The sequence below is a fragment of the Flagellimonas onchidii genome, assembly GCF_004804315.1.
Lineage (GTDB): Bacteria > Bacteroidota > Bacteroidia > Flavobacteriales > Flavobacteriaceae > Flagellimonas > Flagellimonas onchidii.
The window spans coordinates 302,797-319,597 of sequence record NZ_SRXX01000003.1; the positions used below are offsets into that span (position 1 = coordinate 302,797).

Sequence of the window (16,801 nt, forward strand, 5' to 3'; positions counted from 1 at the left end):
TCATCTTATTGATTAAATGTCAGGTTGAGCGCAGACGAGAAACGGTTACAGGTGTATCCGAAAAATTTCGTCTGCGCTTGAAAAGACTTTTTTTATAACGAGATGTACTTCCCCCTTGGATATTTGACCTGAAAAGAGAAACTTTCTTTTTGGTTTGCTGAAGGATCCAGTTTTAAGTTCCATGTCAACAACCCTGTTTTTTTATTGTAATCGGCATTTTTTGGGTCAATATCATCTACTTTGATATCCCTGTTTTGGGAAACAGGAACTCTGTCCATTAGTTTCAAATTGATAGCTGTACTTTTATTGTTCTTAATTTCAAGGTCGTAAGTTCGGTCCAAAATCCTATTACTTCCCGTGAATGATTTACTCTTGAAATTTCGTTGCTGCTTCCGGCTTATGGTAATGTTAGGGTCGATTCCCAATGAAAGGGTCATTTCCTTTTTTACAATAAAAGGGTCTATGTTGGTTTTCCTTGCATACCCTCCTTCATAATAAATGTTGGCTTCGCCGGGCAGTAATTGTAATTTTTCCCAACCTTTAAGTTGTGCCGTTAGGAATACATTTTCATTTACGATTGGAGCTGCAAAGTGTTCGTAGGTTGCTGTTAGTTGGAATGTATTGATCTCAATTGCGGTGATATCTCCGTCAGAAACTATTGAGTAAGGTTTTTTAATTACGAACTTGGTATTGGTCAAATCATCCTGGATGTTACTTTTTTTTGTTGTAATAAGCACGATTCCATTATTGGCCCGATTGCCATATAATGATATAGCTTCATCTCCCTTTAGTACTTCCATGTGTTGAATCTCACTTGCATCAAGATCACCTTCCATAAAACCTTCCAAAGGAACTCCATCTATAATATAAAGAGGTGATTGTTCTTTGGTGGTACTATTGTGGCCTCTTATGGTAACACCTGAGACTTTTCCATTTACACCAGATGAGACTGAGCTTACGGCATAACTTAATGCTCTTTGTTCTCGTTTTACTCCCATGGCCGTCACAACAACCTCATCCAAGGCTGCTGCATCCTCCTCCATTTGAATATTGATTACTGATGAGTAGATAGGAATCTCTTGAGAGCTAAAACCAATGTAAGAGATTGAGAGTTCCTCGCCCGATAACACATCCAACTCAAAATTGCCGTCAAAATCAGTCTGTACACCTTGTTGGGTACCTTTAACAACAACGTTGGCTCCGGGCAACGGCGTACCAGATTGGTCCACTACGGTTCCGGTAATTTTGCGGACCATTGGATTATAGGTGTATCTTTTCTTTTGAGGTATGGATTTATGTCTCTTGGCATATCTGCTCACAAAGTTGAGATATTTGGTGCCCAAATTTGGTTTGTTTACATTGATATTAGGGTTTCCCGTGGACAATGTCACATTTACATTATTCCAGTCTTTACCTGTTTTTTGATAAACATGGGCTTTGTATGCCAAATCGATAGGAGCATTCAACTGTTCGGATTTGACATCATAATTCGGCATCCATCCCGCATCCTGAACCAAATAAGAAATGGATAGATTCAAATTCGTGGCTATAGGAGCATCAAAAACTATGGTAAGTTCACCTTGTTCCTCCTGAGGTGCATTGTTGGTTTCTGCCAGTTGTTTTTGAAGTTTGGTCATAGTCAATTTGTGTTCATTTATGGTAAGGTTAGTTTTAAAGATTTCGTTTCTTATCGCCGTAATGCGCTGTCTGTAATAAGAGCTTACTTCCTTAACCCTGTTTAAATCCAAGGTTTGGCTTCTGTCGCTTACAGAATGGTTGGCTTTAATCACTTTTTCTTCTTCTTCCAGGCCAGCAATTGCGTTTTTCAACAGTGCAATATCATGTTGAATTTTACTGATTTCATCCTCCCATTGCACTACCATGGGATTGTTTTTGGTTTTTTCCAAATAGTTTAGGTCGTAAGACATGGATAGAATGGATGTCGACTGAAGGCCAGAAATCTGAATGCTACTTTCCTCAATTTTTTGGGAAAGCCCTGTAAAGGTAAGTTCGTTCTTTCTTTCCCTCTTTTAGATGGCATTGCGCTTTTCGATAGATTTGAGCTCCACTCAGGTAAACCGTTACACTTTTGATTTTGGAGGGAACCTTGTTTTCATTTCCCAATATGGTTAGTGGACATATTATAAATAGGAGAATTAGTTTTTTCATTGCTGTTGGATTTAAATTTTGTATGAACTTACATGTATAGAAGGTTGTTTGAAACCCAGAATGGGTGAATGCGGTCATTTGATTGGTAAAGTGTTGGTTTGAACGAGCCAATCGTTCTTGGCATAGGATTGGCGGAAAGACCCATTGTTGGTAAAATGGAATAGTGAGTCGTAAATATTTGTGAAAGCGTAAGTAAAAAGTAAAAACACTACGATTTTGCTGAAATTTTAACTTTTCTGTTGATCGTATGCAATTTAAGTACTAACTCGTGCAAGTTTTTTGGTAAGCAGCAGATGTATAATGATTTAATTTTGTTACAACTACTTACTCCAATACCTTAAACTTTGGTATTTGGGTAACAAAAACAAACTAAAATCTAGATGAAAGGCAATAGCTTGATCTATATTGTAGTACTTTCTTTGGTACTAATTGCGATTCCGTTTTTACCCTTAAAGGGAGGTGAAATACATTGGATATTGGATTTCTTTGGGAAATTTCACCCTTTATTAGTGCACCTTCCAATTGGTGCCTTACTCTGTCTTTTTATTCTGGAAATATTGGTGCCAAAACCCCATATGGAGAAAATACGGGGGGTAATCTTAAAGTTTATTGTGATAACTGCAATTCCTTCGGTTTTGGCAGGGACGTTATTGGCCGCTTCAGGAGGTTACGGAAGCAATGTTTTTACATTACATAAATGGTTTGGTGTTGCTACAGCTTTGGTAAGTATCTGGTTATATGCATTAAATAAAAGAGACTTGCCAAACAAAATAGGTCGATTCTCTGCATATCAATTGACACTTTTTGTAAATGTTGTATTACTTAGTATAGCAGGACACTATGGAGGTTCTCTTACTCATGGGGCTGACTACTTAACAAAAAACCTTCCTCAAGAGGTACGTACATTTTTTGGAGATGATCCATACGCATTAAAAGGATTGGTCGCTATGGACAATTCGGAGGTAGACCATACATTAGGCGCATTTGATTTCTCAGAAGATATAAATCCTGTATTGGATAAATATTGCGTACAATGCCATGGACCCGAAGAGCAAAAAGCAGGTTTGCGATTGGATAGTATCAATCCTGACTTGGTCAAAGGTCCTGATGCTGCCACTTGGCGTGGTATGTTGGATATGATCAATAGTGGAGAGATGCCGCCAAAGGAAGAAGAGCAATTATCAGATGAGGAACGTCGTATGCTCGTGGATTGGATTACTGCATCGGTCCAGAATGCCATTAAGATTAAAAAGTCAAGTCAAGCTGCTGTGATCCGAAGGTTGACCAAAAAACAATATACCAATTCACTCAACAACTTGTTGAGCGTATCCGTTGATTTTGGAGATGTATTACCCGATGACGAAAAATCCGAAATGGGTTTCAGCAACAATGGGCATGAGCTTCAGATATCTCCTTTGCACATCGAATACTATAAACAGATTGCGCGTGAAGCATTGGATAAGGCAATTGCTCCGATAGAAAAACCAAAATCTACCCGTTATAAAATTAAGTTCGGCAAGGGTATTGGCCAAGAATTACCTTCAGCCATGATTCGTGGATATCAAAGTGCTCCCATACACTCTGACGATTTTATCGTGGAGATTTTAGATGAAAACGGATTACCCATTCAACCTAAAGATAGTACTGAGGAAGCTTATTATACCGAGGTAAAGCAAAACATCGGAGTGGGAATGCGTGGGTCACACGCCGATCGTTATGAGGTAGTGGAAAATGGTGTCATTCTCTATTCTGCCGTACCTCATAAGGAAGTAAGTCCTAAGTCGTGGCAAGGACCATCACCAAACCTAAAGCTTTTAGTTAAAGATTACTTTCCGATGGAAGGGGATTTTGAATTTCGAGTCAAGGCCTCAAAAGGCTATCAGAAATACGTAAAAAAGGAAGGGCTGATCAGCCTTCGCGAACGAATTCCCGCTGAAAAATTGGAAAGTACTATTTCATTGGCTGCCGGAACATTCAAGAACAAAAGAAATCTAGTTCGTGAAGGGAAATACATGATGTCAAAAGATTTAACAAGGTTTAGCTATGCTAAAACTACCTTTATGGCTCCCAAAACTGGGTACTATCAATTGGACATTACACACCTTTATGCAGCACAAGACCGCATGCCTTCCATCAGTATAGGATTGGATAACCAGTTCTGCTTAGAAGAGCGTATGCACATGGAAAAGCCCGAGAATGGCCAATTGGATATGGTTACCCCATTAACTTTGGCCTATTTAGAAAAAGGCAGACATACCCTTGAGATAGGCGGACGTTTTTTTGTAGGCTTTGGAGAAGTGGTTGTGACCCCATTTCCAGAAGATCATCCAGTTACGGTTCAATTGGACAGCGAAGAAGAGGAAAGTAAGCAGAAATATGACATGGCATCACCTATTATGCGTGTTTTTGCAGGAACAAGAACAGATGATGGTATCGATTATAAAAACTTTGATGATTTCAGAAATGTAATTGACTCTGATTCAGCCAGACAATATATTTTCAGTGGGCGCCTGGAAGATTTGCCAATCCCGGTAATAGATACCTTAGAAACCGAAATCTTGGCCAATATTATGGGTATGGGGGTTTGGAATGACTATTTGGTTAAAGACAACCGCGATTCTGGTCCTCCACTATTGATTCACGAAATTGAATTTGAGGCACCCTACCATTCTGTGTGGCCTCCAAAAAGTCATACAGATATCTTCTTTGATTCACCTGATATGGCCGATAAGGAAAAATATACTTCACAGGTACTCTCAAAATTTATGGAAAATGCCTTCCGTAGGCCCTTGGAAAAAGGAGAAGTAGAAACCTATATGGAGTTTTGGAGGGCCGTTAAAGATGATTATGCCCGTTACGAAGATGGTGTAAAGGAAGTCTTGGTGGCGATACTATGTTCTCCGAACTTTATTTATCTGGCAGAACCTGAAGAAGGTACCTCTGATGATGAAAGGGAGTTCTTCTTGGCGTCACGTTTATCATATTTCTTATGGGATTCCCCTCCGGATCAGGAGTTGTTGGCACTAGCCGATAGGGGTAAACTTCATCGAAAGAAAGAATTGAAAAAGCAGGTGCAACGTATGTTGCAAGACGATAGAATTTGGGCAATGGTCCGAAATTTCTCCAAAGAATGGCTTCGTATTGATCGTCATGAAAGCATGAGTACCAATGTAAATGAGTACGAAGACTATAGCCGATTTGTAAAACGGGACATGGCTGAAGAAACCTATCACTTTGTACATCATGTTCTCAACTGTAATATGTACTTGGGCAATCTGATAGAATCCGACTTTGCCATGCTAAATCAAAATTTAGCGGAGTTTTACGGCATCGATGGGGTAAAAGGAAATCATTTTAGACCCGTAGCCTTGGCACCTGATTCCCATAGAGGAGGATTGCTATCACAAGGTTCCTTTTTAAGCGGACATTCCGATGGAACACAGGCACATGCCATTAAACGCGCCGTTTGGCTTAGATCTCGAATATTGGGAGACAGACCGCCAGACCCACCGCCAAATGTTCCAGAATTGGATCCAGAAACTCCTGGTTTTGAAAAATTAACCTTGAAAGAGCAGTTGTTTTTGCACAGAAACAAGGTTTCTTGTATGGACTGTCATGCCAAGATTGACCCTTATGGAATAGTATTTGAGAACTACAATGCGGTAGGGCTGTTCCAAGACTTGGCCAATAATGGAAACCCAATAGATACAGAGGCGGAACTACCTGATGGTAAGGTAGTTGATGGAATTGACGAAATAAAAGCGTATATTTTAAATGAAAAAATAGACGACTTTACACGCTCTTTGGTAAAACATTTGTTTGCTTATGCCGTTGGACGTGATATAACCTTTGTGGATGAACCTGAAATTGAATCGATTGTGAGTGCTGTCAAGGAAGATGGTTACCATTTTCAATCGGTGTTTGAAAATATTATAACAAGTAAATCATTCGTTGGTGATTTTTAAATAATTTGGATTATGGCTCGAAAATCTTGGCATTTAGATCGCAGAACATTTCTTAGAGGGCTTGGTGTCAGCTGTATGATTCCTTATATGGAAGCCATGGGCATGGGAACCATGTTGAACAGCTCAAGTACTTCAAGTGAAGCTATGAAAAGGCTTTGTTTTGTGTATTTTCCCAATGGAGTGGGACTTCCTCCGGTTGAAAGTTCATTCCATAAAAAGTGGAGTTGGTTTCCAATGGGCGAAGGCAGGGATTATCAATTTACCAATTCGTTGAAACCACTATCACCCCACCGTGAAGATATGTCGATTTTAGGTGGTTTAAGCCACCCCAAGAGTAGGGCCTTATTGGGACATTTGGCTGGTGATACATGGTTGACCGGGGGAGATGTTCGCGGAAGTGAGTACATGAACAGTATCTCTGTAGATCAGGTTGTGGCCCAAAAATTTAGCAAACATACCCGCTATCCTTATTTAGCGTTATCCACGGACGGTGGAATCGGTTATAAGTCAAGAGTTTCTACGCTTTCCTTTGATTTATCTGGAAAACCTATCCCATCGGAGCATAGGCACCGTGAAATTTTTGAACGGTATTTCGCTCCTGGAGGAGGATCTACTACTCAGGCAAGAAGAAAGAGCATCCAACAGGACAAAAAGATTGTAGATTTAATTTTGGAGGATAGCAAGCGCTTGCATAGACGTTTGGGTAAACACGACCAGACTAAAATGGATGAATATATGCATTCATTGAGTACTGTGGAAGATCAGGTAAAACGAAACGAGGAATGGTTAGACATTCCTATGAAAGATTTTGATGCCAGCAACCTTAATTTCAACGTAGATGCGAAGGTAGACCCAGAGGCGTATATCAAAACCACATTCGATCTTATGATTTTAGGTATGGAAGTTGACTTAACCAGGGTTATGACCTATATGATGGCTCGTGAAGATGGTCTTGGTTTAGGGGAGAACTTCCCCAAACTAGCACTTGGATTGAGCAAAGGTCATCACACTATCAGTCACGATCAAACTACTGGACACTGGGAAGAGTGGGGTAGATATGACCAATGGTTGGCCAAGCAATTCGCTTACTTCTTGGATAAAATGAAAAACACCCATGATGAGCATGGATCCCTGTTGGACAACACGCTTGTTCTTTATGGAAGTGCTTGTAGTACCACGCACAATGCGGTAAACTATCCTTTGGTTTTGGCAGGGGGGAGCAATATGGGAATGAAGCACGGTAGCTATGAAAAATTTGACAATGTTCCCATGTCCAACTTATTCGTTAGCATGCTGAATACCCTTGGTATGGAAACAGAAAGTTTTTCCGATAGTACAGGAGAACTACATTCAAATATTTGGTAACATTTTAGAATTTGTTGAATATAGCGGCCGAATCCTAATGGGATTCGGCTTTTTTTATAAGTTGAAAATCCAGTTTATCAAGCTCCACGCCATTAATGATCAAGGATAGTTGATGAAGTCCAGTATGTAGTTTCCGTGTGGTAATAATTTTAAAAGGCTGCTTTCTTATAATTTCGGTTGATGAGTCTCTTTCATATTCCTTCTCGCTAATTTTGAACACTTTTCTTGAAAGTGAACCATTTGCCTTTTGATAATAAAGCCCATATTCCAATCGAATTTTAATGTTCTTACGATCAGTGTTCTTGAGTATGAACGAAAACTCCAAACCCTCTCCAATGGAAACTATGGGTGTCAAGATTTTGAATTTTTGAATTTTGACCTTGTCCGCCTTCCCGAAGCCAAACAAGCGCATTACATCAGGAATACCTTGCTTTAGCAATGTTCGACAAGCATGTTTTACGACCCAATCCAATTCTTTGCTTTTTCCCTTCCATTTTTTCGCAAGTTGTATGACCAAACCTGGATTGTCCTTAGAAATGTCGTTTAGATTATTGGCAACACTCCTTCTAACCGATTCGGATACATCTTCCTTTAAGTTTTCAAGGATAGGAAGTATGGGAGTTGGGTCTTTTTTCAATTCCGGAAGAGCCATGGCCCAGGGCAATCGAGGCCTACATCCTTCCGAAGCAAGCCTTCTTACCTTGGGATGCTCATGCTGTGACCAGTGCAACATTTGTTGCATCATCTTTTCAGTATACTTTATGATAAATGGGCGTACAGCAAATTCACAACTTTCTAGTTTAGTTATCGTTTCGAACGCACGGATGGAAATATCATAATTGTTTATTCCATAAACTTCAATGAAATCAGGAAAGAAGATGAACTCCAAACTTGTCGGTTTGAGCTCATTTTGCTTTAACACGGGGATACTATTCAATAGTAGTTCCACATTCGTTTCAAAGTCATCCGTCAAATGGTTTTTTAGTACGTGCGTAATATGCCTCATACGTTGTTTTAACTCCTTGGCATCCCATTCATCATTGTAGATATCCTTTAAAAAGGGCGTTGTATTGAATTCTGGAAATACTTCTTTGACACATAACGAAAACCGCTTAAAAAAAGTTGGGGTATATATGTTTTTGAATAGTTCTGCCATTATTTTTCTTTAATACAAAACTAGAACGGGATAGTGACAACCCTATGTCAGTACATGTTCGGGAAATTATAAAAAGCGACTATCCCAAAAGTTTTGCCTGAAGCTCTGGGGTAGGAATCATGCAAGAATCCTTTCGTCCAAACCATTTGTAGCGGTTTTTGGCAATTAGGTCATAGATGGCGTCACGTAAGGTTTTGGGAACCCATGTGAAGATAGTCATGGTTTTCCAAAGCCCACCAAAACCTTTTGCAATCTCCAATGCCGCATCGGATTTGGTGAAATAGGCTACCCCAGGAACTATTAGGATAATAGAATCCACTTTGGAGGTGTCAATGGCTCGTTCAGTAATCAGTTGTTGCCCAATATCGCTCTGCAGTGCCGCATAGCGAAACAAATCATTTTTATCACGTTTGATGATAAACTGGATTGCTCCATTACAAAGGTTACAAACACCATCAAATAGGATAATTTTTTTACCGTCCATATCATTTTCACCTACCAATAAACTCCTTTCTTGCATACTGCAAAGATACGCACCATTAAGTATAAAGAGGAATAGGCTTTCACCTTATGAACTGTCTGATGCGGATATCGGCTGATTATTCTTCGGATTTTGTATAAGTTACAATATCGATTCCAATTCCATTTGGGTCAAGGATAGCAAAATGTCGATCTCCCCAGGCTTCGTCCCTAATCTCAATCTCAATGGGAACCCCTTTGTGTTTTATTTGCTCGTAAACAGCATCAACATGCTCCACTTCAATGGTTAGATAAACCCCTTTGCCTGTGAATGGAGCTTGAAATATAGATTTTTGACTTGGGTGATTAGGTTGTAAAAAGCTGATTTCAGAAGATTTGTCCGGAGTATGCATAAGAAGGTAAAACTCGTTTTCAAATGTAATCCCAAAACCCATCTTGTTCACATAGAAATCTTTGGTTTCTTGGAGTTTTTCTGTAATAATACCGGCATTTAGTTTCATTTTGTTCAAATTTTGAGCATTTGCCCACCCGATAGCAAGTGAGCATGCAATGATAAGTATTGTTCTCATTTTCAAATTATTATGAACTCAAATGTAAAGTAAAGCGAGGTGCTAAAATTGTAAAAAACGGACAAAAACTACCTAAAGGCCTCTGAGGGGGTTATGCCATAAAAGGTTTTGAAGTTTTTTATAAAATGCGCCTGGTCATGGAAGCCCACGTCATAATAGATTTTGTCCTCCCTAAGACTTTGATTGGATGGCTTTGAATTCAAAATATATTGAAAACGGACTACATTGCAGAATGCCTTTGGTGTTGTTCCCAAGTAATAATTAAAAAGCCTTCTCAATTGTCTTAGACTTAATCCTGTATCCAAATTTTTTTCACTTTCTAAAACACCTTTCTTTTCCAAAATCAAATGGAGTGCATTAAAAAAGCGAAGGTCAAGGTCAGAACTTCTTTCCCGAATCAGTCCTTTCAATTTATGGTTGAGTAGGCCAGCTATTTCTTGAAAAGAGTGATCTTGCTTAATGGTAGTTTGCACCCAGTCCGAAAAATCGGGCAGTATATGATTCAATTCTTGGGATTGGTTACTCAATACCTTTGCACTCGTTCCAAAGAGAATGGGGAACACTGCGGGTAAAAACCGGATACCTATATAATCAAATTCTTCTCCAAGGTGGAATTCGCTATATTTTCTACAAAAACCCATCACAAAGTTTTCTGAGGGGTTTGCATGATTGAAGAAAACATCAATGCATCCGTCTGAGACGACACGGTACACAAACGGATTTTTCAAGGTGTTCCTTGATTTTAACTGCCAAAAGCAGTAAATAAAGTTGTCAATTCCATTAGCTGGATATTTTTCCTCATAGAGGATTTCCTTATTTTCAGGTTTTACAGTAGGTTGAATAGGGCGGTAAAACGCTTTAAGGACCTCTAGTACTTTGATTTGGTCCATATATTGCTCAATTTCAATGGTTAGTTTTTGGGACTTAATTGGCAAATTTACTTTTTTGTTGGCAACATCTACTACCCACTTTTATACTTATTCAAATTTAGTTTCAGAATAAACTGTATATAGCTCTCTTTTATGTCATTTGGTATTCTCTTGGCGTGCTACATAGGATAACAAAAAAGAGGATTACTTCATTTCGATAAGAATTCTTTTTATCTCGTGAAATCATCCACTTCCTTAAAAATTTCCACAGAAGTGCGTTCGCCCAAGTCGTGCATGGATTGCATTTGAGTGGGCTTGCTATCCTGCCAAAACCGTTCCCAATCCTTCAGGGAATCCCAACGGGCTATCGTTTTCACTGCAGAGGTATCGCTATCATTCTGAAGCATAAAGCTACCTCGGGCTCCTTTGACCGTTTTGTGGATTTCGTTGGTGGTTCTTTTCCAGATTTCTATAAAAAGTTCGAGGTTTTCAAGGGCTACTTTCCAGCTATATATGATGTGTATCATCTTTAATATTTAGAAACCACAAGATACAATCTTGCGGGAGCGATAGGTCAAGGATTTATCAACAAGTATTTGGTTAAATGTTTTCAGATATAACGTACATTTGTTTCGTCAACACATTTTATAAATCTCGCAATGCGAAAATCTCGAAATTGGTTTAAACAGAAGAGCCCGGGAGGGCATACGGGTGTAAGTCCCGAGGCCTATCTAAGCGTTGCTTGGAATGTGTTGACGGTGACCCTCCCTTTTTTATTCATGTTTAATCCGTTTTATTATGTCAACACAAAATGGTCAAAAGCCATGTCCGCACTGTACCGCTGACCACGCTACGAAAGACGAATCAAAAAACAATCCGCCACTAACTACAGCCCAAAAAGAACTCTTGGAGTATTGTCATGCCCTAGAGGCTCCCGATTTGGTAAAGGCCCTAAAATTGCTGCACGATATTGCCATTTATGACTCCCATGTTTTTATCGGCCAAGAAGAAAAAGATGCCCTCTTTAGCGTTAAAGGGCTTTGGGAGTGTATTGAGGGGATTAGGGTTGAAAGTTAATTGAGATGGTTGGATTGTTGGATTTCTAGATTGTTAGCATTTAAGCTTTGACACGTTAAACTTGAACTTGTCCTTTTTGAGGTGCAAGGTTAAAATGCGTCAATTCGAGTGAATTTTGTTTATAATCATGAGCAAAATTTGTATCGAGAATTAAATGGTTACTGTAATAATTAGTTCTCGATACAATTTTCTAAAGAAAATCACTCGAACTGACGAAGCGTTTGTTTGTGCTTTTCTTGATGAAAGAAGTTACCCCAGCATTGCAACCAGATAGACAACGTTTGCTGTGCCCAAAACCAATTCGAACACAATACCTTGTTTTATTTTTTTGTTGGGTTGTCCGTCAGCGGCGATGCTTACAAACCGCCCCACGGCAAAGCCGAGAAAGAGTAAAATGGCAATAATATGGGAGGTAAAGGTAAACATGGGAATAAAGATTCCTAGGAGCACCACAATGGCGCCAATTAACATTACGGCGCTGGTTCCCCTGACCTCGTTAAGCAGGTCAACATCGTTAGCAATTGTGATTCCAGAGTTTTTGGCGTAGTTCTTTATTGGCTTTGCTTGCCATTGGGTTGACATTGACTGCATTTACTGCATGTACAACAGAAGACATTGAAGAAACGGAAAGCCTTCAAATTTTGGAAGACCAATCTGCAAATGGTAAATCTAGGCCGGTTACAGCTATGCCCAGTGATCCTGGTAATGGATAATCTTATAACGTATTAAGAAAGCTGGTCAAATCAGTTTCCTTATCCAATCCCAGCTTCTTTTTTAACCTGTATTTGGATTTAAGGATATTGTTTGCTTCAAACTTTTATGAGTGTATGGTTGCTTATTAAATTCTGTCAGAATATCTCTAATTATTATAAAAAAAATCTTAGTTTTTTTAATTATATTCGAATCAATTAAAACTTAGAAAATGAGAAAATTATTTTATTTATCCGTTATGGCTTTTGTCTTTACTTCGTTTGTGGCCTGTACAACGGAAAGTGTGGAAGAAGAGGAGAACCTTCAAAATTTTGAAACCCAATCCGATACATCTGGTTCTGGTTTTTCTGGTGGTTCAAGAGCTTCTTGACGTTCCGGAGCGTATTGATAATTTATAAAGTTCTCAGGAAGCCTGTCAAATCGATTTCCTTATCCAAGCCTAATTTCTTTTTTAAACGATATTTGGATTTAAGAATACTATCAGGGAGCACATTTAAAGTGGCAGCAATCTCCTTAGTGGTCAAATTCATTCGTAAAAAAGCCGCCAAACGGATTTCCTTTTCAGAAATATCAGGGTAGAGCGTTTTGAGTTTTTGGTCAAAGTCGTTATGCACTTCGGAGAAATAGGATTTAAATACTTCCCAATCTTTATCGGAAGCATTCTGTTTTTTAAGCAACATCACAATACGTCGGAACTCCACCTTAAATTTTTCTGGTGAGTTTTTTAGGCCTTCAAGATTTTCCTTGAGTTCTTGGATAAAGGTATTTTTCTGCACTAGGTGTAAAGTTTGACTAGTCAACTCCTTTTTCTTGTGCTCGATTTCCTGTTTGTAGATTTCTTCCTGTTTTTCGCGAGCGATGCGATTCTTTTTGATGCGCTGTCTATATCCAAAGACAGACAATCCGAACAAGCCTAGGGCAGAGGCCATACCTCCGGCATAGAGTCCTTTGGTAAGCTTGTCGACCTTGGCTTTTTCATTTAAAGTGTTGATTTCTTCTTCCTGAAGGGCTATTTCAGCTTCTTTTTTTTCGGTTTCGTAGATGGTTTGTAGTTCTTTTATTTTTTTGGCATTTTCGATAGTAAATAGACTGTCTTTTATGTCATATGACAGTTTAATATCGCTTAATGCACTATCGAGGTTACCTCTCAGCTCATGATTGAATGATCTTAATTCCATTGCATTTATGAGTTCATTACCAATTTTGTTAGTTTTTGCGATGAATATGGAACTATCCAAGTAAATCTCTGCTATATCAAAAGCTCCAGTATTGGTATAAGATTTCCCGATTTGGTACAAATAAATCGTGCGATTAATATCTGAAAGTGTAGAACCCTCGTATTCAAGACTTTTTTCCAAGAAGTCTATGGCCTTTATATGATTTCCCATTTCCAAATGGGCAATTCCTATATTTCCCAATGCCAAAACGACGATACTTCCTTGATTACTTTCCTCCCCAAGTTTTAATCCTTTTTCGTAAAATTCAAGAGCTTTTTCGAAATCTTCCATATCGGAATAAACACTACCCATATCGATATAAGTAGAAGCGGCATAAAGATTGTCTTCAATTTCGAGATAAATGGATAACGCAGATGATAGATATGTTAGGGCTTCTTCAAGGTGATTTTGTCTGGTATTCAACTTTCCAATGTTTCTTAAAACATCAGCTTTTCTATAAGGCTCTTCTTTTATTGTGTCCAATATTTTAAGCGCCTTTTTATAACCCTGCATTGCTTTTAGGTAGTTTCCTTGATCATAGTGGTTGGCAGCAATATTGTTGATGGTAACACCATATCGCAGGTTTTTGTTGTCTTTTAAATATAGCGTTCCAAGAGAATCGAGTATTTGGTTTGATACTAAGTAATTTCCTTTATGTGCCTCTACCAATGATAAGTTCTCCAGTGCAGTTAGGACAATGTCCTTATGATAATTTCCTTTTGATAGTTCAAGGGTTTTTCGCAAATAAAACTCAGCAGAATCAATTTTTTCCTCTATGTAATAGTAATAACCAAGATTTAATTTGCCTGTTATGACCCCTTGACTATACTCTTCTTTTTGAGAAATTGAATCCATTCTTTGAGCAACCTTAAATGCTTTCTCTGCATTCACATAAATGTATGATTCAAATAGCTCATCATATGTATCAATTATTTCTTTAACAGAATTGACTTTGTTTAATACGGTATTTAAACTATCAATTCTTTCCTGTCCTTGAAGTTGACCTAAACACCATAACGGGGCAAAAAGAATTACCGTCAAACAAAATCTTAGCTTTTTCATGAGAGGTTGATTATAACACCAAGATACCTATTAAATCGATTGTTCTGACATGACTTCTTCCTGGTCAAAAATGGCCAGTCCATATAAAGTCCATGCTAAAACAAGTTTCGGGATACTTGACGTACTTCTATAAGGCATTGATTTTATTGATGTTAAAGGATTTTTTGTTTACTGCTTAAATTATTCTTGTCCATGCATGATTTTGCGTCCATACGTACTTGGTGTCCATGCTTTGTCCATGTTCAAAATTAGGGTTGAGGGATTTTCTCTTCTAGGTTTGGAGTGTTGAACCCTAAAAACCAAAAAGTTATGAAAACAAAACACCAAACCTTAAGAGTATTTATGATAATACTGGTAAGTGTATCAGTATTAGGTGTAATTTCCTGCGGCAGCGAAATTGAGCCCGTAGAACCACCTGTTGAGACCGGTGGGGGAGAAAACCCTGTGACTGAAAATCCAGAGGAGGAAACTCCCGAACCAGAAAACAATTCAGATCTTGATGCAATCAATGCGGCGATAGCCAACTTAAACTATGATCCCGAACAAATTTTAAATGTTCAAAGCACCACTGGTACTGAGCCGACCAATGACCGAACAAATAAAAATACGGATTTAGGTTGGATCACAGAATGTAGAACCATTGATTATAACATCCGCTCCAATTTTGAGGACGTAGTGGTCTTTGATCCAACCATAGGTGTGATTTACCCAGGAGCTTTGGTCATTGGAAATGGAGAATTGTTGAATGGAGCTCCATTGCCCCTACAAGTTTCCAAGGCCCCTACAAAACTTAGGGTAGATTTGCCAGGGATAGGAGACGGCGGTAATATCACGGTTGATGATCCCACCTTTCAGAATACCCAGGCCAGTATTGATGAAGCGCTTGAATACTGGAATGGACAAATACAACCTCAAGGTTATGAAATTGATGCGGATACCTATTTTGAGAAAACTACCGCATATAGCCGGGAACAAATGAGTCTTGACCTTGGTGTAAGCACCGAATGGTCCAAAGGGTCATCTTTTGAATCACAATTTGATTATACCAAGACTACAGAGAAAAGAGTAGCAACATTATTGTATAGACAGGTTTTTTATGACGTGGTCATGGAAACCCCGGAAAGTCCGGCCGCTGTTTTTGGTAATGATGTAGATTTGGCGACAGCCCAGTCCATTCTTTCCAATGAAAATCCACCAGCATATGTGAGTTCGGTACAGTATGGAAGAATCATAATGATGCGAATGGAAACCACGGATACGGAAACCGATGTAAATCTAGAAGCTGTTTTGGAGTACAAAACCGCTAAAAAAGGTGCCACAGTTGAAATTAATGCTGAATATGAAAAAGTCATCAAGGAATCGACTATCAATGTTGTGACCATTGGGGGAAATGCGCAAGTGGCCACCGAAGTGATTACAGGAAGTGAAATAGAAGAAGGCAAGGGAGGTCTTAACTATGTCATTTCAGAAGGAGCGCTCTACAGTCGTGATAACCCTGGAGCACCAATCGGTTATACCGTAAAATATTTAAAGGACAACAGAATAGCCAAAATGGGATACAATACCGACTATCGTGTTGAAAAATGTACCACGTTTGAGTATGTTCATAAGAATGCAAAGCTTCGAAAAAAGATTCTGGTCGATGTACGATTCCGATTCTCTTATAAAGTGAAGGGCACACAGACGGTAAAAGAGACCGAATGGGAAAAAGTGGATAAACAGAACATATTCTTTAGTATGGCTCCGCCCGAAGGTACACATGATGTCACTATTCAGTTCCAATTCTGGGATGTGATCTGGAGAACCCTTGGTGAGCAAAAGCTTGGATATTTGGATAAGGAATACTGTTATGAGGCCTATTGTTCCAAACGCGTTTTAGGTCTTTGTACTGAGTACACATTCAAGAGTGTAAGTTGTAATTAAGAACGGACAATCTATGCAGCTGGCCGCTCAGGTTGGGTTCAACAACCTGATGCCGGCTGTTCTTTAATTATCAATGGGCAATTGACAAGTTTCAATAAACAATAATTTATATGTAATAGTTAAGACTTAATCTGACAATCTTAATAAATTAGTTTAACCCTTAAATTAGATTTGTCAGATGAGTACAGAAGAAAAGATCATCAAACCAAAGTTAGGATTATTAGAACTTGCCAAACAA

14 protein-coding genes are annotated in these 16,801 nt (G+C 38.8%); 5 read left to right on the forward strand and 9 right to left on the reverse strand.

The window, feature by feature from the left end; translation table 11 throughout:
* Positions 1–92: 92 nt before the first annotated feature.
* Both E4661_RS05215 and E4661_RS19375 read right to left on the reverse strand, forming a co-directional pair.
* Positions 93–1,982 carry a DUF4139 domain-containing protein gene (locus tag E4661_RS05215; protein ID WP_313779262.1) on the reverse strand — a complete coding sequence of 630 codons (1,890 nt, stop codon included), beginning with the start codon at positions 1,980–1,982 and terminating at the stop codon, positions 93–95.
* The gene (locus E4661_RS19375; protein WP_240751411.1) at positions 1,978–2,169 is read right to left on the reverse strand and encodes a DUF4140 domain-containing protein; all 192 of its coding nucleotides are present in this window, start codon (positions 2,167–2,169) and stop codon (positions 1,978–1,980) included. Before E4661_RS19375 ends, E4661_RS05215 begins: the two co-directional genes overlap by 5 nt.
* 380 nt (positions 2,170–2,549) lie before the next feature.
* Here E4661_RS19375 and E4661_RS05220 point away from each other — a divergent pair, with 380 nt between their 5' ends.
* On the forward strand, positions 2,550–6,134 hold the full coding sequence (locus tag E4661_RS05220; protein ID WP_136465767.1) for a DUF1592 domain-containing protein: 3,585 nt from the start codon (positions 2,550–2,552) through the stop codon (positions 6,132–6,134).
* A 12-nt stretch (positions 6,135–6,146) separates the two neighbouring features.
* Positions 6,147–7,499: a DUF1552 domain-containing protein gene (locus E4661_RS05225; protein ID WP_136465768.1), complete on the forward strand. Its 1,353-nt coding sequence runs from the start codon at positions 6,147–6,149 to the stop codon at positions 7,497–7,499.
* 34 nt (positions 7,500–7,533) lie between these two features.
* Here the strand turns inward: E4661_RS05225 and E4661_RS05230 are convergent, their stop codons facing one another.
* From E4661_RS05230 to E4661_RS05250, 5 genes are all read right to left on the reverse strand, one after another.
* Positions 7,534–8,655, reverse strand: coding sequence for a DNA alkylation repair protein (locus E4661_RS05230; RefSeq protein WP_136465769.1), 1,122 nt, complete (start codon positions 8,653–8,655; stop codon positions 7,534–7,536).
* A 79-nt stretch (positions 8,656–8,734) separates the two neighbouring features.
* Positions 8,735–9,175: a thiol-disulfide oxidoreductase DCC family protein gene (locus tag E4661_RS05235; RefSeq protein WP_240751412.1), complete on the reverse strand. Its 441-nt coding sequence runs from the start codon at positions 9,173–9,175 to the stop codon at positions 8,735–8,737.
* A gap of 79 nt (positions 9,176–9,254) precedes the next feature.
* The gene (locus E4661_RS05240; protein ID WP_136465782.1) at positions 9,255–9,635 is read right to left on the reverse strand and encodes a VOC family protein; all 381 of its coding nucleotides are present in this window, start codon (positions 9,633–9,635) and stop codon (positions 9,255–9,257) included.
* Between the two features lie 137 nt (positions 9,636–9,772).
* Entirely contained in the window at positions 9,773–10,639 is an 867-nt protein-coding gene (locus E4661_RS05245; RefSeq protein WP_205728923.1) for an AraC family transcriptional regulator, read from the reverse strand.
* A 164-nt stretch (positions 10,640–10,803) separates the two neighbouring features.
* The gene (locus tag E4661_RS05250) at positions 10,804–11,100 is read right to left on the reverse strand and encodes an antibiotic biosynthesis monooxygenase family protein (RefSeq protein WP_136465770.1); all 297 of its coding nucleotides are present in this window, start codon (positions 11,098–11,100) and stop codon (positions 10,804–10,806) included.
* A 271-nt stretch (positions 11,101–11,371) separates the two neighbouring features.
* Between E4661_RS05250 and E4661_RS05255 the strand changes: the two genes are divergently transcribed.
* Positions 11,372–11,650 carry a hypothetical protein gene (locus E4661_RS05255; RefSeq protein ID WP_136465771.1) on the forward strand — a complete coding sequence of 93 codons (279 nt, stop codon included), beginning with the start codon at positions 11,372–11,374 and terminating at the stop codon, positions 11,648–11,650.
* Positions 11,651–11,899: 249 nt separating this feature from the next.
* Here E4661_RS05255 and E4661_RS05260 read toward each other — a convergent pair whose 3' ends face one another.
* Positions 11,900–12,232, reverse strand: a complete 333-nt coding sequence (locus E4661_RS05260; RefSeq protein ID WP_168796329.1) for a DUF4345 family protein — start codon at positions 12,230–12,232, stop codon at positions 11,900–11,902.
* Between the two features lie 340 nt (positions 12,233–12,572).
* On the opposite strand from E4661_RS05260, the gene E4661_RS19035 reads away from it, so the two are divergent.
* Positions 12,573–12,731 carry a hypothetical protein gene (locus E4661_RS19035; protein ID WP_168796330.1) on the forward strand — a complete coding sequence of 53 codons (159 nt, stop codon included), beginning with the start codon at positions 12,573–12,575 and terminating at the stop codon, positions 12,729–12,731.
* 22 nt (positions 12,732–12,753) lie between these two features.
* Here E4661_RS19035 and E4661_RS05265 read toward each other — a convergent pair whose 3' ends face one another.
* Positions 12,754–14,640, reverse strand: a complete 1,887-nt coding sequence (locus tag E4661_RS05265; protein ID WP_136465773.1) for a tetratricopeptide repeat protein — start codon at positions 14,638–14,640, stop codon at positions 12,754–12,756.
* 309 nt (positions 14,641–14,949) lie between these two features.
* Here E4661_RS05265 and E4661_RS05270 point away from each other — a divergent pair, with 309 nt between their 5' ends.
* Positions 14,950–16,563: a thiol-activated cytolysin family protein gene (locus E4661_RS05270; protein WP_136465774.1), complete on the forward strand. Its 1,614-nt coding sequence runs from the start codon at positions 14,950–14,952 to the stop codon at positions 16,561–16,563.
* Positions 16,564–16,801 lie beyond the last annotated feature (238 nt).